The sequence below is a fragment of the Pseudoalteromonas sp. DL-6 genome (genome assembly GCF_004328665.1).
Taxonomy (GTDB): Bacteria; Pseudomonadota; Gammaproteobacteria; order Enterobacterales; family Alteromonadaceae; genus Pseudoalteromonas.
Map to the genome: position 1 here is coordinate 288,344 of NZ_CP019771.1, position 22,741 is coordinate 311,084.

At 40.2% G+C, this 22,741-nt stretch carries 18 protein-coding genes; 2 read left to right on the forward strand and 16 right to left on the reverse strand.

What is annotated here, in order from left to right; all coding sequences use genetic code 11:
* Positions 1-137: 137 nt before the first annotated feature.
* The 12 genes from B1F84_RS16380 to B1F84_RS16435 form a co-directional block, all read right to left on the reverse strand.
* Positions 138-1,376: a uracil-xanthine permease family protein gene (locus tag B1F84_RS16380; RefSeq protein ID WP_055011979.1), complete on the reverse strand. Its 1,239-nt coding sequence runs from the start codon at positions 1,374-1,376 to the stop codon at positions 138-140.
* A 9-nt stretch (positions 1,377-1,385) separates the two neighbouring features.
* On the reverse strand, positions 1,386-2,018 hold the full coding sequence (gene upp, locus B1F84_RS16385) for a uracil phosphoribosyltransferase (protein WP_131692102.1): 633 nt from the start codon (positions 2,016-2,018) through the stop codon (positions 1,386-1,388).
* A gap of 133 nt (positions 2,019-2,151) precedes the next feature.
* Entirely contained in the window at positions 2,152-3,099 is a 948-nt protein-coding gene (locus B1F84_RS16390) for a kinase (protein ID WP_205988876.1), read from the reverse strand.
* 211 nt (positions 3,100-3,310) lie between these two features.
* Positions 3,311-4,417, reverse strand: a complete 1,107-nt coding sequence (locus tag B1F84_RS16395) for a serine hydrolase domain-containing protein (RefSeq protein ID WP_131692104.1) — start codon at positions 4,415-4,417, stop codon at positions 3,311-3,313.
* A 110-nt stretch (positions 4,418-4,527) separates the two neighbouring features.
* Positions 4,528-4,842 (reverse strand): hypothetical protein, encoded by a 315-nt coding sequence (locus B1F84_RS16400; protein WP_008466158.1) that lies wholly within the window; start codon positions 4,840-4,842, stop codon positions 4,528-4,530.
* A 113-nt stretch (positions 4,843-4,955) separates the two neighbouring features.
* On the reverse strand, positions 4,956-5,345 hold the full coding sequence (locus B1F84_RS16405) for a hypothetical protein (protein WP_131692105.1): 390 nt from the start codon (positions 5,343-5,345) through the stop codon (positions 4,956-4,958).
* Between the two features lie 138 nt (positions 5,346-5,483).
* Positions 5,484-5,810: a hypothetical protein gene (locus B1F84_RS16410; RefSeq protein ID WP_131692106.1), complete on the reverse strand. Its 327-nt coding sequence runs from the start codon at positions 5,808-5,810 to the stop codon at positions 5,484-5,486.
* Positions 5,811-6,167: 357 nt separating this feature from the next.
* On the reverse strand, positions 6,168-8,423 hold the full coding sequence (locus B1F84_RS16415) for an acyl-CoA dehydrogenase (RefSeq protein WP_131692107.1): 2,256 nt from the start codon (positions 8,421-8,423) through the stop codon (positions 6,168-6,170).
* Positions 8,424-8,713: 290 nt separating this feature from the next.
* Entirely contained in the window at positions 8,714-9,739 is a 1,026-nt protein-coding gene (locus tag B1F84_RS16420; RefSeq protein WP_008466165.1) for a zinc-binding dehydrogenase, read from the reverse strand.
* 11 nt (positions 9,740-9,750) lie between these two features.
* On the reverse strand, positions 9,751-11,160 hold the full coding sequence (locus tag B1F84_RS16425) for a TolC family protein (protein ID WP_131692108.1): 1,410 nt from the start codon (positions 11,158-11,160) through the stop codon (positions 9,751-9,753).
* Positions 11,153-14,302: a multidrug efflux RND transporter permease subunit gene (locus B1F84_RS16430; RefSeq protein ID WP_054201232.1), complete on the reverse strand. Its 3,150-nt coding sequence runs from the start codon at positions 14,300-14,302 to the stop codon at positions 11,153-11,155. The genes B1F84_RS16425 and B1F84_RS16430 overlap by 8 nt, the downstream gene beginning before the upstream one ends.
* 9 nt (positions 14,303-14,311) lie before the next feature.
* Positions 14,312-15,481 carry an efflux RND transporter periplasmic adaptor subunit gene (locus B1F84_RS16435; RefSeq protein WP_131692109.1) on the reverse strand — a complete coding sequence of 390 codons (1,170 nt, stop codon included), beginning with the start codon at positions 15,479-15,481 and terminating at the stop codon, positions 14,312-14,314.
* A gap of 117 nt (positions 15,482-15,598) precedes the next feature.
* Between B1F84_RS16435 and B1F84_RS16440 the strand changes: the two genes are divergently transcribed.
* On the forward strand, positions 15,599-16,537 hold the full coding sequence (locus tag B1F84_RS16440) for a LysR family transcriptional regulator (protein ID WP_076919720.1): 939 nt from the start codon (positions 15,599-15,601) through the stop codon (positions 16,535-16,537).
* A gap of 10 nt (positions 16,538-16,547) precedes the next feature.
* Here B1F84_RS16440 and B1F84_RS16445 read toward each other — a convergent pair whose 3' ends face one another.
* Both B1F84_RS16445 and B1F84_RS16450 read right to left on the reverse strand, forming a co-directional pair.
* Complete coding sequence (locus tag B1F84_RS16445) at positions 16,548-17,561, reverse strand: GGDEF domain-containing protein (RefSeq protein ID WP_131692110.1); 1,014 nt, start codon at positions 17,559-17,561, stop codon at positions 16,548-16,550.
* A gap of 110 nt (positions 17,562-17,671) precedes the next feature.
* Positions 17,672-18,535: a DUF6279 family lipoprotein gene (locus tag B1F84_RS16450; RefSeq protein WP_131692111.1), complete on the reverse strand. Its 864-nt coding sequence runs from the start codon at positions 18,533-18,535 to the stop codon at positions 17,672-17,674.
* Positions 18,536-18,848: 313 nt separating this feature from the next.
* On the opposite strand from B1F84_RS16450, the gene B1F84_RS16455 reads away from it, so the two are divergent.
* Complete coding sequence (locus B1F84_RS16455; protein ID WP_076919717.1) at positions 18,849-19,574, forward strand: tetratricopeptide repeat protein; 726 nt, start codon at positions 18,849-18,851, stop codon at positions 19,572-19,574.
* A gap of 73 nt (positions 19,575-19,647) precedes the next feature.
* Here B1F84_RS16455 and B1F84_RS16460 read toward each other — a convergent pair whose 3' ends face one another.
* Together B1F84_RS16460 and B1F84_RS16465 are read right to left on the reverse strand one after the other, a co-directional pair.
* Positions 19,648-21,066, reverse strand: a complete 1,419-nt coding sequence (locus tag B1F84_RS16460) for a coniferyl aldehyde dehydrogenase (RefSeq protein ID WP_131692112.1) — start codon at positions 21,064-21,066, stop codon at positions 19,648-19,650.
* Positions 21,067-21,254: 188 nt separating this feature from the next.
* On the reverse strand, positions 21,255-22,730 hold the full coding sequence (locus B1F84_RS16465; protein WP_131692113.1) for an SLC13 family permease: 1,476 nt from the start codon (positions 22,728-22,730) through the stop codon (positions 21,255-21,257).
* Between the last annotated feature and the right edge of the window lie 11 nt (positions 22,731-22,741).

A 22,741-nucleotide genomic window follows, 5' to 3' on the forward strand; every position in this document is an offset into this window, starting at 1 on the left:
TGAGTCAACTATAGGGTATGACTAAGGAAATGCAGTTACTAGACCAATATTATTTATTGTTACTTTTTAGTAGGTTAAAAAAAAAGCGCATTTAAAATGCGCTTTTTTGGTGCAATATTTTTAACCACAGTGCAAACTTAACTCTGGTTGCTCTGTGCTTTGGGTAATACTAAGTTTAATACTATGCCTAAAATAGCACATAAGCTCACACCTTCTAGGCTGAACTCACTACTACCTATGTACATACCACCAATACCACAAATTAAAATAAGTGCCACAATACTTAAATTGCGCGGCTCACTTAAGTCATCGCCCGATTTAACTAAGGTGTTTAAACCAATAACCGCAATAGAGCCAAATAATAAAATCATTATGCCACCCATCACAGGCACCGGAATGGTTTGCAAACTAGCGCCCATTTTAGCAACAAATGCTAAGCAAATTGCAATAATAGCAGTCCACATCATTACTTTAGGGTTAAAGTTTTTAGTAAGCATTACCGCACCAGTTACCTCTGAGTAAGTGGTATTAGGTGGGCCGCCAAATAAGGATGCGGCAGACGTGGCTAAACCATCACCAAATAAAGTGCGATGTAATCCTGGTTTTTTCAAATAATCTTTTTTTGTAACTTGGCTAATTGCCATCATATCGCCAATGTGTTCAATAGCAGGCGCAATTGCCACCGGCACCATAAATAATATGGCTTGCCATTTAAACTCTGGTAACACAAAGTTTGGTACTGCTAGCCACTGTGCATTACTTACGGCTTCAAACTGCACTATACCCATAAATAACGAAAGCGTATAACCGGCAACAACACCGGCTAAAATAGGTATTAATTTAAATACCCCTTTACCCCACACGGCAAACACTAAAGTAACGAGCAATGAGAACATAGAGATAATAATAGCGCTGTCGTAGGCAATAATTTGTGTGCCACCATCGCCACTTTTACCCATGGCCATATTAACTGCTGCAGGCGCAAGCGCTAGACCAATTACCATAATCACTGGGCCTACCACAATTGGCGGCAAAATTTTATGTAAGGTTTTTGTACCTTTAAACTTCACTAATAAACTTAATAGCATATAAGTAAAGCCCGCCGCCATTAACCCCCCCATAGTGGCGGGTATGCCCCACATTTGCACTGAGGCAATAATGGGTGCAATAAACGCAAATGACGACGCTAAAAAAATAGGCACTTGGCCTTTAGTCACAAATTGAAACAACAAAGTACCTAAACCAGCGGTAAACAAGGCTACGCTAGGATCTAGGCCAGTTAATATTGGCACTAATACTAACGCACCAAATGCAACAAACAGCATTTGGGCACCGGTTAAAATGGTTTTTATAGAAAATGTAGAATTATTTTGCACTGCTAAACCTTAGTAAACCGTACCGAAAATTTTGTCACCTGCATCGCCAAGCCCTGGGATAATGTAACCTTTTTCATTTAAATGGCTATCAACTGAGGCAGTAAAAATCTCAATATCAGGGTGAGCGGCTAATGTTTTTTCAACGCCCTCAGGTGCAGCAACCAGTACGATTACTTTAATGTCCTTACAGCCTGCTTTTTTAAGCATATCGATGGTGGCGATCATAGAACCACCAGTAGCCAGCATTGGGTCAATCACTAAGCTTAAACGCTCATCAATATTACCCACTAGTTTTTCAAAGTAGGGAACTGGCTCAAGCGTTTCTTCATTACGCTCTAAACCCACTACACTCACTTTAGCCGCTGGAAGTAACGACATTACGCCGTCCATCATACCAAGGCCCGCACGTAAAATTGGCACCACGGTAATTTTTTTACCCTTAATGTGCTCAACTTTAAGTTTATTGCCGTCCCAGCCTGTAATTTCGTTATCTTCTAATTCTAGATTTTTAGTGGCTTCGTAAGTTAATAATGTGCCCACTTCTGAACACAACTCGCGAAAACTTTTCGTGCTAATTCCATGCGCGCGCATTAAACCTAACTTATGTTGAACAAGGGGATGAGAAATAACGTGAATAGCCATAGTAATAAACCTAGTGATAAAAAATTTGACGTATTTTATATTAAAACAGGCCGTTTGACTGTTAATTTTAGTCTTGATTTCATAGTTCGTGCCAAAATATTTAATTTAGCCACAACTATAAAGATTTTTGTGTTTATGAATTGTTACTCGCTAACCAATTATTTACCTGAGCGTGCATGTAGCTGTTAATCTTTTTGTGCTCTGGGCTCCACCCAAGTAAAAACCGATAAAAGTCTGCCCATGCCACTGGCCATAAATGAGCCCATTGTGTAACAACATCATCAGCATTAATGTGTGGTTGATAGTCACTCAGAGCTTGCTTCAATTGGCTAAAGTAATAGTCGAGGTAGCTCTGTGCGTGTTTATGAAGCTCAGATTCATCCATACAACTGGTCATAAAATACATTACATCGACCACCCCAACGCCTGGACCCACATACTGAAAGTCGTAACCGCGTATATGCCTTTGGCTATTAGCGGCAAAGTTATCAAGCTTGGCATCACCATGAATTAATGTTTTATAATTACACTGCTTTAATGCGCCGTTTAACAGAGATGCAGCCTGTTTAATATCGGACTTTTCAGGTAAGTTATTAAATTCATCTGGCCGGGTATCCAAATGCCAATAACTTCCTTGCTGCCATAAGCCATCAAACTTTGCATTTAAATGAAAGGCATGAAAATGTGCCAACCACTTTAATATTGCTTTTATATTCTCGGTGGTTGCTTGGCTGTACCCCAGCTTTGAAAAATCTTTAAAAACCAAGGCAAACTCATCGCCCTTGTTGATTGCTTTAATGCATTCAATACTTGCTGCTTGCTTAGGCAATTTATGGCTAAATTGCTTATAAAACGTATATTCAACGTTGTAAGAGTCACGCTTTCTATTAAGTGCAAAGTTGCTTTGTTTAATTTTAGGGTGATTAATATGATCGGGTACTTTAATCGCTTTAATCACACAGGCTTGCTCATCAAGTTGGCACTTCACAATTTGACCACAGCCACTCCAAAGCGAGGTTAGGGTTTCGCCAATAGCTATACGTTGAAAATGCGGGGTAAGTAATGGAAGATAAAAAGACATAGCCATATTAGATTGCTAAATTTTAGTTAGCTTAACATTAGACGGTGTTTTTAATAAAAGGTCTTAGTAAAAAGCTCTGTATGTTTTTTCACAACCCTGTATGTAAAAAACGAATGCTAGTTTTTGAATGGGCGGCAAAATTAACTATGCCACTACAAACTTATCGTCGAATTGAGCGCTTTACCCGCTGAAATACTTTGTTGTATCCATTTTAGTTATGGTTTTGTTTAACAATAGAAAGGATAAGACTATCAATGTCATTATTCACTGCGCCAATACTACTATTACTTAAAATCACATAACCAAAGTTAAGGTCAGTGATAGAGCGTGATAGCGAGACCCAACCACGATTAAATCCAGCAAAGCCAAGACTGCTATTCTTTGCGTCAACAACATAGCTCATACTCCAGCGCCCATTAGTGTTTGGCGCGGGCTTTATCATCAGATCAATTAATTTTTCTGGTAGCAACCCTAAACCATTATAATCACCATCGTTGTTGCGCAACACAGCCATATTAAAGCGGGCTAAGTCTATTGGCGTTGTCTGTAAACCAGCAGCTGCTTTCTCATTAAAATAAACCATGCCCGTGACTTTGCCGGAATTATCGTAAGGTGTTGCCGACTTTTTGATAACTTTTTTAGTAATTTTAAAAGTAGAATCCTTCATATTTAGAGGCTTAAACACGTATTGCTGCATATAATCTTCAAATGCCATGCCTGACACATCTTCAATTAAAAGTTGCACCACTGAATACCCACCACCAGAATAAGACCATTTTGTATCGGGCACATGAATAAGTTCAACAGATCCGGCGCCATTGTTATTGCCATTTAGTGAGTCAACTATAGTTGTTAACTTTTCTGGAGACTCCCAGCCTGTATATGGGCCAAGTGACAAGCCTGAAGTGTGAGATAAGATATTTCTCAATGTTACTTTTTTTGCGTTAAACTCAGACTTAGGGATCTGCCAACGTTTGAGGTATTGGTTTATTGGCGCATCTAAATCGACTTTGCCTTGAGCTACAAGTTGCATTACTCCCCAAACAGTAACCAGCTTAGAAATAGACCCTACGTTAAACATTGTGCTTTGGGTAATCTCAGTTTTGGCTGCTACGTCGGCAAAACCATAGGATCGAAACTCTAGAACTCTATTTCCATTGACAAATGCAAGTGCAACACCAGGAGCTTTGTGTTTATCTAAAATCTTTGGTATGTCATCTTCCAAGCGCTCTGTGATCTCAGACACATCAGTAAACTCTTCAGCGGTAGCAAGACTAGCTAAAAACAATGTAAATATTATCAGTATTGATTTAATCATAACTTTCCTTAGTTCGTAAAACGCCAATATAAACAGACTTGAAATAGTTGGCTAAAATATTAAACAGTGTGAAAACAGCCAACGGTTTTTTTTTCGTTTGAATATTCTTACTAAATACCGTTTGTTACCGATAAGTATTTGCTTTTACCGAAACTGACATAATAAATAGTTAAAAAAAGCAATTTGAATATATTACTACCAAAAGAATTTTTAATAATAATTCCTTTGTCAGTAATTGAGGCTACAGGAAAAGTTTGGCTTGAACACCAATCTATTTTCGCTTGAATAGTTTTAGTTGAATCAGGGATGTTTACTGTTTGCGTAACCCCTCTTTTTATAGTGGCAACTTCTACGTCATCCGCAAACAACTTATAGTCTCTCGCCATATCTACAAATTGTTTTGGTCTAAAAACTTGAATATTCATCTAAACTCCATTTAGGTATTTAACACCCCATTAGAGGCAATAAAATAGTTGGTTAAAATAAGCGACGTAGAAACAAAAGCCAACTGTTTTGTCCTGCTTAATGTGTTTGTTGTCTAAATAAAGCTATAAGCAAGTAACCCTACGCCAACCCCTAAACCAAATATAGAGAAGTTGCGTAATATATAGACTTTTTTAGAGATATCATAAATAGTTTTACCTTTTGTTAATGACTCAACTATATAGTCTTGAGCAATTAAAGAGTTAAGAATTGAAAAACAAAAACAACCTAAAGGAATATAAACCTTTGAGCCTAAGGTAAGTACTTTTAATTGAATAAGTATAACAACAGCACCTATTATTGCTGATGATAGCCATGCATACTGTTTTAACAACTCAAAATGTAGCTCTGTTGTAATAGTTTCATTTTGGATTTTATTTTTTTCTACACTTCGAGATTTCTCTATACTATCTTCATTATTTTCGACTTGAACTGATTCTTCCATAATTAGAATAAAACTCCATATTTTGATAAAAATCTAAAGCCCGGATAATGGGCTGATAATTGTTGGCTAAAGTGTGTAGCGAAGCGAAACCGAGCCAAACTTTAGCAGTCCCGTACTAAATGCACTTGTTATGAGTAACTACTTAATTAAGAAAAATATTATAGGAGCTTGGGCAACTAAAACAATTAACGAGCCGATTAAAGTAGACTTTACTCCATTCTTTACACCACGCCACTTTATAAAAACTTGTGAAGTAATGAGACAGGCTAGTGGCAATCCAATGCCACTAAATATGGAAAAAGCCTGCTTTTCAGTTGCATCTAAGTTGAAGCGATTTAATTCGCCCATAAACTGGTTAGATAAATAAATATTGAAAACAGTTATACAAATTGAAAGTATCGAAAGGATCACTACTTTTTTAATCGAATATGTATTAATTGGTTCATGTTGATAGGGTAAATCCATGTTATTTCCTTATTTTTGACAATCCTGACGTTACGGTTATAAATTACTCGTAACAGCTTATCAAACAACACTTTGGGGGGTTATAACCCTCAAAACGGCGTATATTACATACGCTCAATAATTCCACTAAACAACTCTAATGTAAACAAGTAATTACGTAGGTTATTTACCACCCATTGTTAAAATACACTAAATCAACGTTTAATTATGTTCTGTACCATCAAATTAGTCGTCATTAGTTATGGGCTTAAATTACACCCATAAAAAAGCCCCGCTTGATGTTACTCAAGCAGGACTCCACACTAATTTTGTATCAATAAAAGCGCCTAAACTGCAGGCGCTTTGCATTATTGAATTTTATTGGTTAACCACGCTTTTAAGCGGATTAACTGGCTGTGCGTTGTCGTCTAGGATGTTCATATCGAAGTCGAACTCATCAACACGAATCGCTTTTTCACGCTTTTTGTTGTAATCACTTAACTGAACAAATTCAGCGTCGTTAATTACTTTTGCAGCAAGTGCATTTTCAAGTGTGATTGAAAAACGCGTGCCCGGCTTGAAGGTTTTAGCACGTAGCGCTTTTTTCACTTTTGCTAACAGCTCTAATGATGCCATTTTAGCTTTGTAAGCTTGTTCGTTGATGTGATGACCATCACCTTCAATTGGCTTAACTAAATGCGTGATTTGCGCTTTAAATGCCGTATCAAGCTGAGCTTGTTTTGCTAGTTCACGGATTAAATCATCGCTGATTTTTGGCATTTTAGTTGAGTAGTTCATAGTAATGAAACGAATGAACTTACGAGTACCACTTGCAGGGAAGTTGTCTAAGAACTTGTGCAATGCTTCTTCTGCACTTTGTAGTGCAAAACGAGTCGCATAATGGAAGTAAGGAGCCGCTTGCTCACGCTCGCTGCTTGCTACTTTTTGCTCGTAATACTTAATAGATGCCATAGCTGCATACAAGAAGCTCATTACATCGCCTAAACGTGCTGAAAGCATTTCAGCTTGCTTTAATTTACCGCCAAGTACTAGTAACGAGAAGTCAGCATATACAGCTAATTTAGCTGATAGTTTTTGCACTGCTTTTTCGTAGTCACGTACTTCTGGTAATGCTGAGTTTGCACTCGCGGTAAACGGTAGCACACCTAAGCGGAATGCACGTAAGCTGTTTGCTGTGCTGTAGCCAATTGTTTTACGTAAAATACCGTTAAATTCTGCGTCTGCGTTTTTGTCATCGCTGTGGATAGACTCAACCATAGACTGTAGGTATGGGTGACAACGCATAACACCTTGACCAAAGATCATCAGGTTACGAGTAAGAATGTTCGCGCCCTCTACCGTAATGGCAATTGGCTGCGCCACATAACCGCTAGCAAGCGTGTTTTGAGGGCCATTCTGAATTGCTTTACCCGCTTGAATATCCATTGCTGAGTCAAGCACATCACGGCCAAGCTCTGTCATATGGTATTTAGCGATTGCAGTTACTACCGATGGTTTTAAGCCCATGCCTAAACCTTCAGTTGTTAATACTCGCATTGCTTCTTGTAGGTATGTTTTCCCTGCAATGTCAGCTAGCTTTTCTTGAATACCTTCAAATTGGCCAATTGATAAACCAAACTGTTCACGCACGGCTGCATATTCAGAAGCTGACTTTAACGCCACTTGCGCTGTACTTACACCTAACGCTGGTAATGAAATACCACGACCTGCGCCTAAACAGCTAACTAGCATTTGCCAACCGCGACCGATGTTTTTCTGACCACCGATAACAAAATCCATTGGTACAAATACTTTGTTACCACGTGTAGTACCGTTGTAAAAACGGATACCCATAGGATCATGGCGATTACCAAGCTCTACGCCTGGGTGCTCTTTTGGAATAAGGGCACAGGTAATACCTAGGTTTTCTTTACCACCTAGTAAACCATCAGGGTCAACTACTTTAAACGCTAAACCAAGTACAGTAGCAATTGGCGCGAGTGTAATGTAGCGTTTGTCCCATGTAATTTCTAAGCCAAGTACTTCTTCGCCATTGTACATGCCTTTAGTAACAGTACCTACATCAGGAATACCGCCTGCATCAGAACCTGCTTCTGGGCTGGTTAATGCAAAACATGGAATGTCTGTACCATTTGCTAAACGTGGTAAATAATGTGCTTGTTGCTCATCTGTACCGAAGTGAAGTAATAACTCACCTGGGCCTAACGAGTTTGGTACCATTACAGTTACCGCAACCGCTGAACTTTTGGTTGCAATAGTACCTACAATAGTTGAATTGGCGTATGGGCTGAACTCTAAACCGCCAAACGATTTAGGGATAATCAGCGAGAAGAAACGCTCTTTTTTCAAAAACTCTAAAATGTCGTTTGGTAAATGAATACCATTTTGAATGACTGAATCATCAATCATGCTTAGTAGTTCTTGTACTGGGCCGTCTAGAAACGCTTGCTCGTCTGCGGTTAATTTTGCCGCGGGTACATCGCGTAGCGCGCTAAAATCTGGTTTACCTTGGTAGATAGACCCTTCTAGCCATACATCGCCAGCGTCTAGCGCTTCTTGCTCAGTAACTGAAATACTTGGTAATACTTTTTTTAATTTTGTACGTAAACTCATAACGAACTCATCCGACCAGATAATAATACCTACATTACGTCATAAAAATCGGTTTAGATCAATTACTCTATTCAATTAATTAACAGTTTTTGCAATTTATTTTCTTTATCTGAACGTAAACTGTTGAAATAAAAAGGCTTACAACTGTACGCTGAATTATTATTTTTTTGTTAAAAGTTTAATAGTTCTGGTTGTTGGCGCCGCAAATACAGATTTGGTAAGAAAGTAGAAACAAAAAAAACGCAGCCTAAAATTAGGCTGCGTTTTTTAATACGAGAATTTCGCTGGAATTAGCTTACTTTAACCACCTGTTTACCAGTAAAACCACCTGCTAACTGGTTGTTTAAGGCGCTAGATACGGCCTGCGCGTTAAAATCAACAGCTAGAATTTCAGGGTGTTTTATATCGCCATTAGAGACTGTTTCAAGCAATAAATTCCCCATAAAACTCATACGCTGCTGCGCACATAAGCTGTTGGCTAACCACGCTCCGCCTAAAGAGACAATACTAATATTGGGCGCACGCCTAAACATTAACTGCTGTTCAAACTTAGGCAGTGGATTTAAACAAGCAATACGGCCACAAAAACGCATTAGTTCGATGTTTTGAATGGTCGATTCCCCGCCCATAATATCAATAATGGCATCAAATCCTTGTGGTCCTAACTCTCGGCGAATTTTGTCACACAAGGTTTTGTCGTTGTAATCAAAAACTACATCAGCCCCTAGCTGCTTAACCAATTTGTGGTTACGCTTGGAGGCAGTTGTAAATACATCGGCACCACGCTGCTTTGCAAATTGAATAGCAAATTGACCTACAGCACCTGCGCCCCCTTCAACAAAGAGGGTATCGCCTTCAGTTACGGCTAATTTATCTAAGCTGATAAGCGCTGCCATTCCGGCGCAGGGCAAAGTAGCAGCCTTGTCACTGGCTAATTGCTTGGGAATGATAGACACCGCATAATTAGGTACTTTTGCGTATTCGCTCAACACCCCTTGCTCACCAATACTGGCATGCCACATTACACGCTCACCCACACCAGGAAATACACCTTTACCCGCTTTAACCACTACACCCACTGCATCTAAGCCTAAAACATGCGGATATTGCCATAAACAAAAGCCAGATTTAGCAAATTGCGCATCCACCGGATTTAAACCAACATACTCCACTTTTACTAACAGCTCATTACCTGTGCATTGAGGCACAGGTAATTGAATATCCGTTAAGTTAATATCCTCATTAGGCTCTATTAAGGCAATAGCCTGCATAGATGAAGGAATAGTATCTGGGTTTGTAACTACAGTATTAGGCATCAAAAACTCTACTAGTTAGTATTACTTAACGCGTAACTCCATCGTCCATTAAATGACTGGTAAGCATTTACCTTAGCAAGTAACGATGAAATAGTTGAATCAACGGCATTTTCTTGTGCTATTAAAACATCCTGACGTGCATCTAACAACTCTAAGTAAGGAATTTGCCCTTCTTCATACATTGCTTGTGCTTGTAAAAATGCTTTATTAGCAAACTGATACCGCTGCTCAGCAAAACGCGATTGCTGTGCTTGATTGACCAAGTATTGCAATGAAAGTTCACTCTCGTTAATGGCTTTTAAAACCACTTGTTGATAGTCAGTATAAGCAGCTTGACTTAAAAACTGCTGCGCATCACGCTGAGCTAACAAAGCAGGATAACTTAATAAAGACCATTGTACTTGTGGTGCAACTTGCCATTGCTGCTGGGTATCGCTAAAACCATTACTGCCTAAACTTAGCACGCCTGCAAAACTACTTAAGCTGATATCCGGCAATAAGGCTTTACTGGCTGCCACACTTAAACTATTTGCTTGGCTAAAGTCATATAATGCTCGGCTAATATCGGGTCTAAGTGCAATCGCTTGATTAGGCTTTGCTAATGACACTTGAAATGCCTTACTCAATATAGCGCGCTCATCATCAATACTCAGTAATTGCGTTGGTTGTGCACTTAATACCGCCAGCGTAGATAAGTCACGAAACTTAGCATATTCAATCGCCGGAATGAGCGCTTGTTGCTGCCTAAGTTGCGCCATGGTGCGGTTTAAATCAAGCTCATTTGCCACACCTTCATCTACTTGCGCCTGCAGTACTTGAATGCTTTGTTCAAGTGCTTCTATTTGCATTTCAATAATTTGTTGCTTTTGCAGGTTGCCCTGATAGCTAGCAAACCCTTTAACCACAGATGACACAACTTCAATTTGTAATAGCCTAACTTGCTCGGCTTGGCTCATAGCTTGTGAATTTGCGGCATCAACGAGTGCAGTAATTCGGCCAAATAAATCGAGCTGCCAATCAAGTGCTACATTCGCACTTGATTGTCGGCTATTGGTATCGCCTAATCCACTTCGCTTAGCTCCAACCGCAACACCGCCTTGCGGTAAGTATTGTGCTTGTTGTTCGCCAATACGTGCCAACGCACTTTTGAGCACCAGCTGACTCGTTTGTAAGTCGTAGTTATTAGCCAAAGCCTTGCTAACCAGCTGGTTTAATTGTGCTGAACCTAGCTTGTGCCACCAATTTCGCTCATCTTCACCAACATACTGCTCTGCCGATATTGCTTGGGCAACAAACTCGTTTACTTGTTGTTGCTCAACTGCTGTATCTATTTTGCTCGCACAGCCAGATAACACTGCAATTGCTAACACTGAGCCTAAAAATGCCGGCATTTTAAATTTGTTTAAATGTAATTTAGTCATTTGAAGACTCCTCAGCGCGCTGCTTCTTTACCACCAGCATGTAAAACACTGGCGTAAATAATAGCCCAAATACAGTCACTCCAATCATACCTGAGAATACAGCGTTACCCATGGCATGACGCATTTCAGCCCCTGCGCCGGTTGCCAACACTAACGGTATAACACCCGCAGTAAAGGCAATTGAGGTCATTAAAATAGGACGTAAACGCATGCGACACGCTGCCAACATAGCCTCAAGGTGCGATAATCCAGTGTCGTGTTTATCTTTGGCAAATTCCACCATTAAAATGGCGTTTTTAGAGGCCAGTGCCACCAGTACAATTAACGCTATTTGGGTAAATATATTGTTGTCTGAGCCTACAAACCACACCCCTAATAACGCAGAGAATATAGTCATAGGTACAATTAAAATAATGGCCAATGGTAAACGTAGGCTTTCATACTGTGCAGCCAGTACCATAAATACAAGCAATACCACCAGTGGGAACACGTACACCATAGTATTGCCGGCAAGTACTTGCTGATACGTTACCTCAGTCCACTCATATTCAATACCAGTAGGTAGCGTTTTCGCCAATACATTTTCAATCGCTGTTTGCGCTTGGTCTGAGCTGTAACCTGGCGCTGGGCTGCCGTTAAGTTCAGCACTTGGGTAACCGTTGTAGTGCATAACACGATCAGGGCCTATAGTTGGCGTTACCGTAAGCACTGAGCCTAGTGGCACCATATTACCTGCACGATTACGTACTTTTAGGTTTAGTATTTGCTCTGGGTCTACCCTAAATTCAGCATCTGCTTGAGCATTTACTTGGTAAGTACGACCAAACATATTAAAGTCGTTTACATACACTGAGCCTAAATAAATCTGCAATGAGTTAAATACTTCATCGAGCGCAATACCTTGGATAAGTGCTTGCTCGCGGTCAATATCAATATCCATTTGCGGCACTTGAATTCTAAAGCTTGAATACAGCCCCATTAACGCCGGATCTTTTTGCGCCGCAGCAATCACTGATTGCAAGCTATTAAATAATGCTTCAAAGCCTTTGTTTGCTCTATCTTCAATTTGCAGTTTAAAGCCACCTGTAGTGCCTAAGCCTTGAATTGGCGGGGGCGGAAATACAGCCACAAACGCTTCATCAATAGCTGCAAAACGTTGGTTTAGTTGCGCTGCAATAGCCGAAGCCGACATACTCGGATCGGTACGCTCTGCAAAAGGCGCCAGTGGTGTAAACACAATGCCGCTGTTAGGGCTATTAGTAAACCCATTTACAGATAGGCCAGGAAACGCCACGGTGTTTGCAACCCCAGGTACCTCGAGCGCTATTTGCTGCATTTGTTTTACTACCGCTTCAGTTCTGTCTAAGCTTGCTGCATCTGGTAGCTGCGCAATGGCAACTAAGTATTGCTTATCTTGCTGTGGTATAAAGCCACCAGGGACCGCGTCAAACAGCTTAATCGTGCCGCCAACTAAAGCAACATAGGCAACCATTACCACCACGCTCATACGAATAAGTTTTTGTACTAGCTTTTCATACCCTGTTGCACCACGGTTAAACAGTCGGTTAAATGGCTTAAATAACCAGCGACCAAATAATTTATCTAATAAGCGGGTAAACGCATCTGGTTTTGCGTCGTGCGATTTTAACAATAAGGCTGCTAGCGCCGGTGACAATGTTAGTGAGTTAAACGCTGAAATAACTGTTGAAATAGTTATGGTTAAAGCAAATTGCTTATAAAACTGCCCAGAAAGTCCAGTAATAAAGGCCGTTGGAATAAATACCGCACACAATACCAATGCAATGGCAATAATTGGGCCGGTTACCTCTGTCATTGCAACGCGTGTTGCTTCAAGCGGCGATAAGCCGTTTTCTATATTTCGCTCAACATTTTCGACCACTACAATCGCATCATCAACCACAATACCTATAGCCAGTACTAAACCAAATAGCGATAAGGTATTAATAGAAACACCAAGCCACTGCATTACAGCAAAAGTACCAATGAGTGAAACTGGCACAGCTATAAGCGGAATAATAGATGCGCGCCACGTTTGTAAAAATACAATGACTACAATAACAACCAATGCGATTGCTTCAAGCAATGTCGCTATTACCGCATCAATGGAGCCACGAACGAATACCGTTGGATCATAAACAATGTCGTATTCAACACCTTCAGGAAAGTCTTTCGATAAACGTGCCATGGTTTCACGCACCTGATCTGAAAGCTCAATGGCATTTGAACCCGGGCGTTGAAATATTGGCATTGCCAATGCGGGTTGATTATCAAGTTCAGCACGCAGTGAGTACGAGTCTTGGCCTAAGTCAACACGCGCCACATCTGACAAACGCGTAAGTTGCCCTTGCTCACCGACTTTAATAATGACCTGCTTAAATTCTTCAATGCTATTTAGGCGGCCTTTCACGTTTAATAAAATTTGAAATTGGCTATCGTTAGAGATTGGTTGAGCACCTAAGCTACCCGCTGCAACTTGCTGATTTTGCGAGCGCAAAGCAGCCACAACATCGGTTGCTGTAAGCTCACGTGCTGCTAATGCATCTGGATTTAACCACACACGCATAGCATATTTACCACCACCAAATAACTGAATATCACCCACGCCAGGTAAACGAGCTATTTCATCTTTAATGTTTAAATCGGCATAATTTGATAAATACGCCGTATCATGGCTATTCTGGGGTGAATATAAATGCACCACCATGGTTAAATCGGGTGATGACTTTTCAGCAACTACCCCTAAACGCTGTACCTCTTGTGGTAACCTCGGTAATGCACTATTTACTCGGTTTTGCACCTGTACTTGAGCACGGTCTAAGTCCGTACCTAAGGCAAATGTTACGGTTAAAGTCATGCGCCCGTCACTGGTCGCTTGTGAAAACATATATAGCATGTTTTCAGTACCGTTTATTTCTTGTTCAAGCGGTGTTGCCACTGTTTGTGCAATAACCGTTGGGTTTGCGCCCGGGTAACTGGCTGTTACTACCACGGTGGGTGGCACAACTTCTGGGTATTCACTGACTGGCAGCTGAAATAAAGAAATGCCACCTGCAATCAAAATAATCAGCGACAGCATGGCCGCAAAAATCGGTCGCTGGATAAAAAAGTGTGAAAATTTCATTTAATAACCTTATTGCTTAGCAACTAAATCGGCAGGGTTAGCAGTGAGTGTAAATGCCACACCTTGGGTATTAATTGTCACTTTATTTGGTGATATTGGCATGCCAGGTCCTACGCGAGCGGGGCCATTTACGGCAATCACATCACCCTGTTCAAGGCCAGAGGTAATAGCACGTAATGCGCCATAGCGCTCACCTACAGTAACCAATTTATATTGCAGTACATTATTTTCGCCCACAGTAAGAACAAAACGATTTTTTAAATCAGTACCAATAGCTCTATCTGGAATAATGACGGTTTCGCGTATTGCATTGGCAGCCAATTTAATCCGTGCAAAAGAGCCTGAGCGTAACTCGTTACTACGATCTTCAAATACCGCTCGTACACGTAATGTGCCAGTAGAAGCATTAATTTGGTTATCTATAAAGTTGATGTGGCCGTTGTAATTAAAATCACTCTGCCCTACTTTTTGCATAACAACAGGTTGTTTAGTCGCTGCAGTGACTTCATCAAATGCATTGTTCCAAGTACGTTCATCGACATCAAAGTAAGCATACATTTTGTCATTAGACACAATTGAAGTGAGCACGCTTTGCCCGGCAAGGACGTTGTTACCTTTAGTGATGTTTGCGCGAGAGATAATTCCATCAATAGGTGAAACCACAGAGGTAAACTCTAAATCAAGCTCAGCGGCTTTAAGCTGCGCTTTAAGTGCAGCAAGTTGTGCTTCACGCTGACGTAACGTTGAGGTACGTGCTTGCGCTTGTTCAGTAGAAATGGCTTTACGCTCAGTTAGACGCACTGCACGTGATGCTTCGCTTTTTGCTTGTTCAAGAGCCGCTTGTGCACTTTTAACCTGAGCTTGTAAACTAGCTACCGTGGCTGCAAATGAACGATCATCAAGGCGAAATAACACATCACCTTGTTTAACAGCATCCCCTTCTTTAAATTCAATTTGCTCAATAATGCCTGATACACGTGGCATTAATGCCACTTTTTGCGGTGACTCTAAGCGCGTTGTATAGGTATGCCAACTTTGCACAGGCTTAACCAGGACTTGGGCTACATCAATAGCTTGGTATTGTTGTGCGGGTGCTGATTGCGCTGTGCTTTCCTCAGCACAACCGGTCAGAGTAATTAATGCAACAGATAAGGCTGTAGCAACTAAGTGTTTGTTCATAACGACGCTCCTGTTAATTAGGTGGTACATAATACGGAACATGCTTGTTGACAAAAACAATAGATTTTTAAATTCATTAGTGCCAAAATGGCATCAAAGTGACACTATGGTGCAATAATGGATACAACAAGCCGACTCTTAATGCTGCTTGAAGTGGTTGAGCAGGGATCATTTGCTAAAGCTGCTGAAATACGCAACATTGATCGTTCCGTGATCTCTAAACAAATCAGTCGTTTAGAAGATGAGCTAGGGGTAAGGCTATTAAATCGAACCACCCGTTCGTTTTCACTTACCGCAGCAGGCGCTGAAATGATAAAAAAAGCGGACGAGTTGCGAAGCCTACTCGGCGATACCCTGCGTATGGCAGAGAATTATCACTTAGAACCTCGTGGCGTATTAAAAATTACCTCATCGACTTTAATTGGTCGGCGTTATTTACAACCAGTGATCAATGATTTCCAAAAGCGCTTTCCGCAAGTGGAAGTAGAACTTCGTTTAGATGATCGGCTTGTCGATATTGTCTCAGAAGGATTTGATTTGGCATTTAGAGTGGGAGAGCCAAAAGACTCCTCTTTAATTGCTCGAAAAATTGCGCGTAATCGTTTATTGCTTTTAGCTTCACCTGCATTTATTGAAACCTATGGTATGCCAACAAACATAACTGATTTGGCACAATTACCCGCCGCTAGTTACGCAAGCAGTTCCCTGCGTGTTGATGGGGTAAGTTACTACAACCACCTTGGTGAACAATGTGAACAAAAAATTAAAAGTGTATTTAGAGCCAATGATGCCGAAGCACTATTAATGAAAACACTCTCAGGGACCACTTACTTTTTAGCCCCCGCGTTCATCTTAGATAAAGAACTGATTGATGGACAACTGGTGCCTTTATTAACGGATCTTAAATTAATGGAGCACAGTGCCATGTATGCGGTATACCCACATCGTGATTTACCGGTAAGAACGCGGTTATTTTTTGATGCCGTGCGCGAGTATATTGGTAAAGATAAACCAATTTGGGAAAACAGTATTCCTGACTTTGATCAAATGTATTAAATCATCAAATTTAAGCCAGCGCTAAAATATCAGTACAGACCTCGTTACGGCCAGTTTCTTTGGCTTTATAAAGTTGTTTATCAGCCAAGTCTATTAATTCGCTAAGGCTCTGATGTTGGTATTGCACAACACCTACACTGGCAGTTAATTTAATGGTTTCACCATTGGCGACGATTTGCTTGTTTTGTATTGCGAGTCTTAATTTTTCAGCCATAGCCAAAGCTGCTTGCGGGCTATCAAAGTTGCTCATTAGTGAAAACTCTTCACCCCCCACTCTAAACACATATCCTTTAGCAAAAGTGACGCGAAGTAGTGTTGCTAGCTCAACCAATACTTTATCACCAACCTCGTGCCCATACTGATCATTGATTTGTTTAAAGTAGTCTAAATCAAGTAAAAACAAGTAGAGTTGCGACTTATCTCTGAGCTCTACTTCAAAATAGTGATTCATTGATAAACGATTACCAGCACCGGTCAGAGGATCAAGTAAGGCTAAGTTTTTCAAACGTTTTGAAAAGTCAGCTCTGTTACCTTCAAAAACATGCGAAATGGCCCATAAGCTTATGTATACAAATAATAAATTAAGCCCTAGGTTAATAGCTGCAAACGATGAATATGGCAGTTTTTGAGATAATACCAGCAGCTGTAGACCAAGTAATGCCGCAGACAAAAATAACCCGTAACGCCTGCCAAGTAGCAAGTAATAAAGAATAGGTAAAATAAATGTCCATAAAAACAGGCCGTTTTCAAGGGGGGCTAAGTAAGTGCCGCATAACACAATTAGAGAGATAGTTAAGCACATGGTAATGGCATGCCAGCTTTTTGGATAATGCTTTTGTGAGTGCTTAAAGATATACAAACATAACAAGGAAAAGGCAATTTCGAGGCCACCAACAAGGTGTAAATTATTTACCGATAAATTAAAACCGGCAAACACCAACGACAAAAAACCAAAGCAAATGCACATCCACTTAAGAACGTGCTTGCGTAGTGTTTTTGTACTATTAAGTGCAGCTATATCCATGGATAACTTAAAATATTTTTGATGGTTTATATTAACCCTGAAATGCAAAAATCACAATTTTCAGCTTAAATAAGCTCGCAAAAATAAGCTAAAAGAATTAGAAAAAACGCTCACTCCGTAAGCAGTTCATTAACAGTACCCACTAAATCAGCAAATTCCTCATCAACATGCGCTAATTGTTTAGTACTCAGGGTTTTATTTAACTTAAGTAGTAGCTGCGCATAGGCTTTCAAATTTTGCTCATTTAGCTCAAGCAACTCATTACTCATATACTGCTCACGCTCTGTAATAATGGTGCGTAATTGCTGGCTAAATTCTGCCTCGCTAAGTGTTTGCTGGGTAAAAAGTGCTTCAAGTGCGGCTAAACGCGTTAGTTTATAGTCGTACCATAAATTACTGGTACTGGTATGTGCGCTGTTGGCTTGTGATATCAACGTTTGCTGCTCAGAAGTGAGTTTACCAAGCCATTGCTTATAGTAATCTAGTTGTTTTTCTAAGCGTTGCTGCAGGTGCTCGTCTTTGGTTAATGAGGTGTGCTCTTGAATTTCCTCATTAATTTTCTCGCGTATGTTTTCTACCATTTCATTACGTTGTGATGGAGTTAACGTCATGGCTAACTCAATTAAAGGATCACTGGTATGCAGAAGCAAGTTTCGCCAATGCTGCTTAACTTGGGTTATTTTTTTCATCAACTGCGCAGTATCGGCTTCATTATTTAGCAATTGCCTTAAGTCGAGTAAATCGGCTTTATATTTTGGTAATTCAACTTCGCGATGCCAATCACGGGTGTCGTTAATAATCGCTTTTAACTGCTTAGATTGGCTTTTGTTAAGATCCACGTAATCATCAACCCAAAATGACGATAACCAGCCAAGGTTGTTATAAGCAAATGAGGTTGAACAGCTGGCAATAAATAACAAACTTAGTATGAAAACAAGTTTGCTTAGTTTTATATTTTTTAATCTATTAAACATGAACAGACCCCAATGTATGATGATTTAGTTGCAAAAAATCATCATAAATAATTATGTAAGCTATTGCTCGCCTTTTATTTTTTTGCATTTTTCTATAAACTCGCTAGCTAACAAATTTGATATTAAAGCTATATACCTAAATTAGCATTTTTTGAGCTATAGTTAAGGCAACTTGTTAATACGTTTGTACATCTAGGTTATAAACGTTGGCGTTATTAATTTAGCTCATAATCATTTACCTTCTCGAGTAAAAAGTAAATAATTAATCATTATGATGCTTACTCACAACGATAACTAATTTGGAGACATGCTTATGTCACAGTCTAATTTAAAAGCAATATTCTTTGCGGGCATTATACTTGCTACACCTTATGCTTATGCTGGGCTTGAAGAAGGTAAAATAGCTGCAAATGCAGGTCAATTTGAGGAAGCATTAAAAGAGTTTAATTACCTTGCTGACAAAGGCTATGCCCCTGGTATTTACGAATTAGGAAAGCTATACGAAGGCGGCCATGGGGTAACTCGCGACTACTACAAAGCAGCCGATCTTTACCAACAAGCAGTTAAAAAAAATCACGTCGACTCGATGTTTGCACTTGCGGTATTGTATGACGAAGGTAACGGCGTAAAATTAGACAAACAAATGGCGATTAGCTTATTTGAGAAAGCAGCCAATAAAAACCTTCCTGCGGCACAATATAACTTAGGTGTTATGTACGCTAATGGCGATGGTGTCAGCCAAGACTACAAAACTGCCAGAAGCTGGTATGAAAAAGCCGCTGCTAATAATTACACCCTTGCACAATTTAATTTAGCACTCATATATTTTGAAGGTTTAGGCGTGCCAAAAAACCTTGAAATGTCGTATGTGTGGAATACCATTGCTGAATACAACGGTAATATGCAAGCCAGTCACAGCCGTAAGCTTGATGAAAGATCCATGCTACCTAAAGAAGTCGCTGAGGCTAAAGAAAAAGCCGATGCTATTTATAACAAAATTTTAGCGGGTACTTATGCTGGCGAAGGGCGAATGTTTTAAGCAAATAGAATAACAAAAGAAGCTGAATGAGGTGATTCATTCAGCTTTTTTTGTTTTAGGCGCTGCAAGTTATTTATTTCACATAAAGCCATTTTAATACTTTGATCAGTAATTTATTTTGTTTGAGTAACAAACCTATACGTGGGTTAATTGAGCCTGATACTAAAGTGTTTCTTGCGTGGCTAAAGGTTAAAAAGCCTTCTTTGCCATGATAATGTCCCATACCTGAATGACCTACCCCACCAAACGGCACATCATCTGCAGCTACTTGTATTAGGGTGTCATTAACTGCAACGGTTCCGCTAATTGTCTGGCTCATTATGTAGGCCTGTGCTTGCTTATCTTGACCTAGTATATACAACGCTAATGGATGATGGCGTAGTCGAATATAATTAAGCGCATCATCTAATTTGTCATAACTCATAATCGGTAAAATAGGCCCAAATAACTCTTCTTGCATTAATTGCATCTCGTCAGTGACGTGCGTCACAATATGTAGGCCCATCCGATGCTTATCAGCATCTTGTTGATTTTGCTCAAGCGGTTTCGTTATTTTAGCGCCTTGTTGTTGCGCTTGCTCTAAATAACCCAGCAGACGTTGATAGTGCTCAGGACTAATAATAGAGGTCAGGTTTTTACCTTCAACACCTTGTTTAAAATGCTTTTTATAAAGTGTGCACACAGCTTTAATAAACTGATGTTCTAATGCTTTAGGCACAAATACGTAGTCAGGTGCCACACATATTTGCCCTGCATTGGCCATTTTTCCAAATAACAAAGCACGAGCCGCTTTATTAACGTCTGCTTTTTCTAACACAATAACTGGCGATTTTCCGCCAAGCTCTAAGGTTACTGGGGTTAAATTTTTACTCGCTGCGCCCATTACCAACTTACCAACCGCTGTTGAGCCAGTAAATAATAAGTGTGCAAAAGGTAATGATGAAAATTCGCTCGCCACATCACTACCCCCTTGAATAATTGTGCAGTGTTGGCTTAATTCACCGGCGAATACTTTTTCAAGTACCGCATTGGTGTTAGGCGTAAATTCGCTGAGCTTTAACATCACCTTATTACCCGCGGCAATAGCAGTAATAACAGGCACAATAGCTAATTGAATAGGATAATTCCACGGTGCAATCACACCTACCACGCCAATCGGCTGATAGGTTACACTTACTTTTGAGGGCCACAAGCTTAACCCCGCACTGCGATGACTAGGCTTATACCAGCGAGGGAGCTTTTTAATAATATGTGCAAGCCCTTGCATGGTGGGTAAAATATCCCCCACTAAAGTGTCAAATGCAGTTCGATAACCAAAATCTTTGGATACCGCTGCAATTAAGTCTTGCTCTAGCGTTACAATGTTAGCCCGTACTTGCTTAAGTAAAGCAAGGCGTTGCTCAATGGGTAAATAAGGGGTGTCTTGAAAAGAGTGCTTTAGTTCATTAAATTGTGAACGCAAAGACCCTGTAGATAATGTGTCAGTGATCAAAATAGGCTACTCGATTTATAACGTTTTCAAGACTATAACCTTGTTCTGTTACACGAGCAATAAAGAGTGATTTTGCAGCGCAATGAAAAACGTTGCAAAAACACTCAAAAAGGTTGGTTGGAACTCATACCGATGCACAGCTTTTGTGTGCATCGGTTATCTGTTTTTTTAGTTAATTGTGGGGGCTATTAAAAACCAAACACCTGAGCTGCAATAGTCATTGTCACTAACGTGATTAAGACAATCGCAACAATATTTAACACAAAGCCAGCACGGATCATGTCTTTCATTTTAATTTCGCCCGAACCAAATACAATTGCATTCGGTGGTGTAGCCACTGGCATCATAAACGCACAACTACATGCAATCGCTGCAGGAATAACCCACACTAACGGGCTGCCAGTTATTGACTCAGCAACTGGGCCTAGTAATGGTAAAAAGCCTGCGGCTGTTGCCGTATTACTGGTAATTTCCGTTAAGAAAGTAATGAGTGCCACCACCACAAGAATGCTCATAACTAATGGAATAGTACTCGCCCCTTCAATCATATTGGCAATGTAGTCAGCTAATCCTGATGACTTTATTTGCGAGGCAAGTGTTAATCCGCCACCAAATAAAAGCAACACACCCCAAGGTACTTTGGCTGCACTTTCCCAATCTAAAATTCGCTCATCACTGCCTTTATTAGCAGGTAGTACAAATAAAAGTAATGCGGCTGCAATTGCAATACCCGTATCTGAAATTTTAAGGCCGGTCACATCACCTAGTAATGGTCTAAATATCCAACACACAGCCGCAAACATAAACACAAACAATACACCCTTTTCAGCACGTTGCATGAGTCCTAGGTCTTTTAGCTGCGAAGAAAATACCGCTTTAGTGTCAATTCGATTGTTTGCTTGTACATTCGCATCAACCTTGTAGGTAAACTTAGTTAGCCAAATCCAGCTGATGATTAACATGCCAAGTGCTAATGGCACACCAACTATCATCCACTGGGCAAATCCAATTTCAATCTGATAGCTATCTGATAGGTATGCAGCCATTAATGCATTCGGAGGAGTACCAATTAAAGTAGCAATCCCCCCAATACTCGCACCATAAGCAATAGAGAGTAAAAGTGCTTTACCAAACCCCTCATTACTTGGATCAGAGCTTTTAACTAAATGAGTGATAGATAAGGCAATAGGCAACATCATTACTGCGGTAGCGGTATTAGACATCCACATTGATAAAAATGCAGTCACTAACATCATGGCTAAAATTTGTAAGCTTGGTTTTTTACCTGCATAAAGCATAGTTCTTAAAGCAATTCGTTTGTGTAATCCCCAACGCTCCATAGCAATTGAGATTAAAAAACCACCTAAAAATAGAAAGATCAACGGATGCGCATAAGGGGCTGCAACACTCTTTATAGCCGCTATATCTACAATAGGCGAAATCACTAACGGAAGTAATGCAGTAGCAGGAATAGGTACAACCTCACTTACCCACCACGACGCCATCCAAAATGCTAAGCCTGCAGTTTTAAAGGCAGCAGCCGACATTCCTACTGGCGGCTCAACTAAGCAGGTCAGTAACATTACACACGGACCAAGTAACAATAACAGCCATTGCATAAACGGCTTTTTATTGGCGTTATTTTCTAAAATACGTTTTGTCATTTTAACAGCCT

Coding starts and splice junctions, on each gene's coding strand:
- B1F84_RS16465 (WP_131692113.1), bottom strand. CDS start 22,730: ATGACAAAACGTATTTTAGAAAATAACGCCAATAAAAAGCCGTTTATG.
- B1F84_RS16445 (WP_131692110.1), bottom strand. CDS start 17,561: ATGGATATAGCTGCACTTAATAGTACAAAAACACTACGCAAGCACGTT.
- B1F84_RS16425 (WP_131692108.1), bottom strand. CDS start 11,160: ATGACTAAATTACATTTAAACAAATTTAAAATGCCGGCATTTTTAGGC.
- B1F84_RS16420 (WP_008466165.1), bottom strand. CDS start 9,739: ATGCCTAATACTGTAGTTACAAACCCAGATACTATTCCTTCATCTATG.
- B1F84_RS16430 (WP_054201232.1), bottom strand. CDS start 14,302: ATGAAATTTTCACACTTTTTTATCCAGCGACCGATTTTTGCGGCCATG.
- B1F84_RS16390 (WP_205988876.1), bottom strand. CDS start 3,099: ATGTCTTTTTATCTTCCATTACTTACCCCGCATTTTCAACGTATAGCT.
- B1F84_RS16450 (WP_131692111.1), bottom strand. CDS start 18,535: ATGTTTAATAGATTAAAAAATATAAAACTAAGCAAACTTGTTTTCATA.
- B1F84_RS16405 (WP_131692105.1), bottom strand. CDS start 5,345: ATGGAAGAATCAGTTCAAGTCGAAAATAATGAAGATAGTATAGAGAAA.
- B1F84_RS16455 (WP_076919717.1), top strand. CDS start 18,849: ATGTCACAGTCTAATTTAAAAGCAATATTCTTTGCGGGCATTATACTT.
- B1F84_RS16435 (WP_131692109.1), bottom strand. CDS start 15,481: ATGAACAAACACTTAGTTGCTACAGCCTTATCTGTTGCATTAATTACT.
- B1F84_RS16440 (WP_076919720.1), top strand. CDS start 15,599: ATGGATACAACAAGCCGACTCTTAATGCTGCTTGAAGTGGTTGAGCAG.
- B1F84_RS16415 (WP_131692107.1), bottom strand. CDS start 8,423: ATGAGTTTACGTACAAAATTAAAAAAAGTATTACCAAGTATTTCAGTT.
- upp (WP_131692102.1), bottom strand. CDS start 2,018: ATGGCTATTCACGTTATTTCTCATCCCCTTGTTCAACATAAGTTAGGT.
- B1F84_RS16410 (WP_131692106.1), bottom strand. CDS start 5,810: ATGGATTTACCCTATCAACATGAACCAATTAATACATATTCGATTAAA.
- B1F84_RS16400 (WP_008466158.1), bottom strand. CDS start 4,842: ATGAATATTCAAGTTTTTAGACCAAAACAATTTGTAGATATGGCGAGA.
- B1F84_RS16395 (WP_131692104.1), bottom strand. CDS start 4,417: ATGATTAAATCAATACTGATAATATTTACATTGTTTTTAGCTAGTCTT.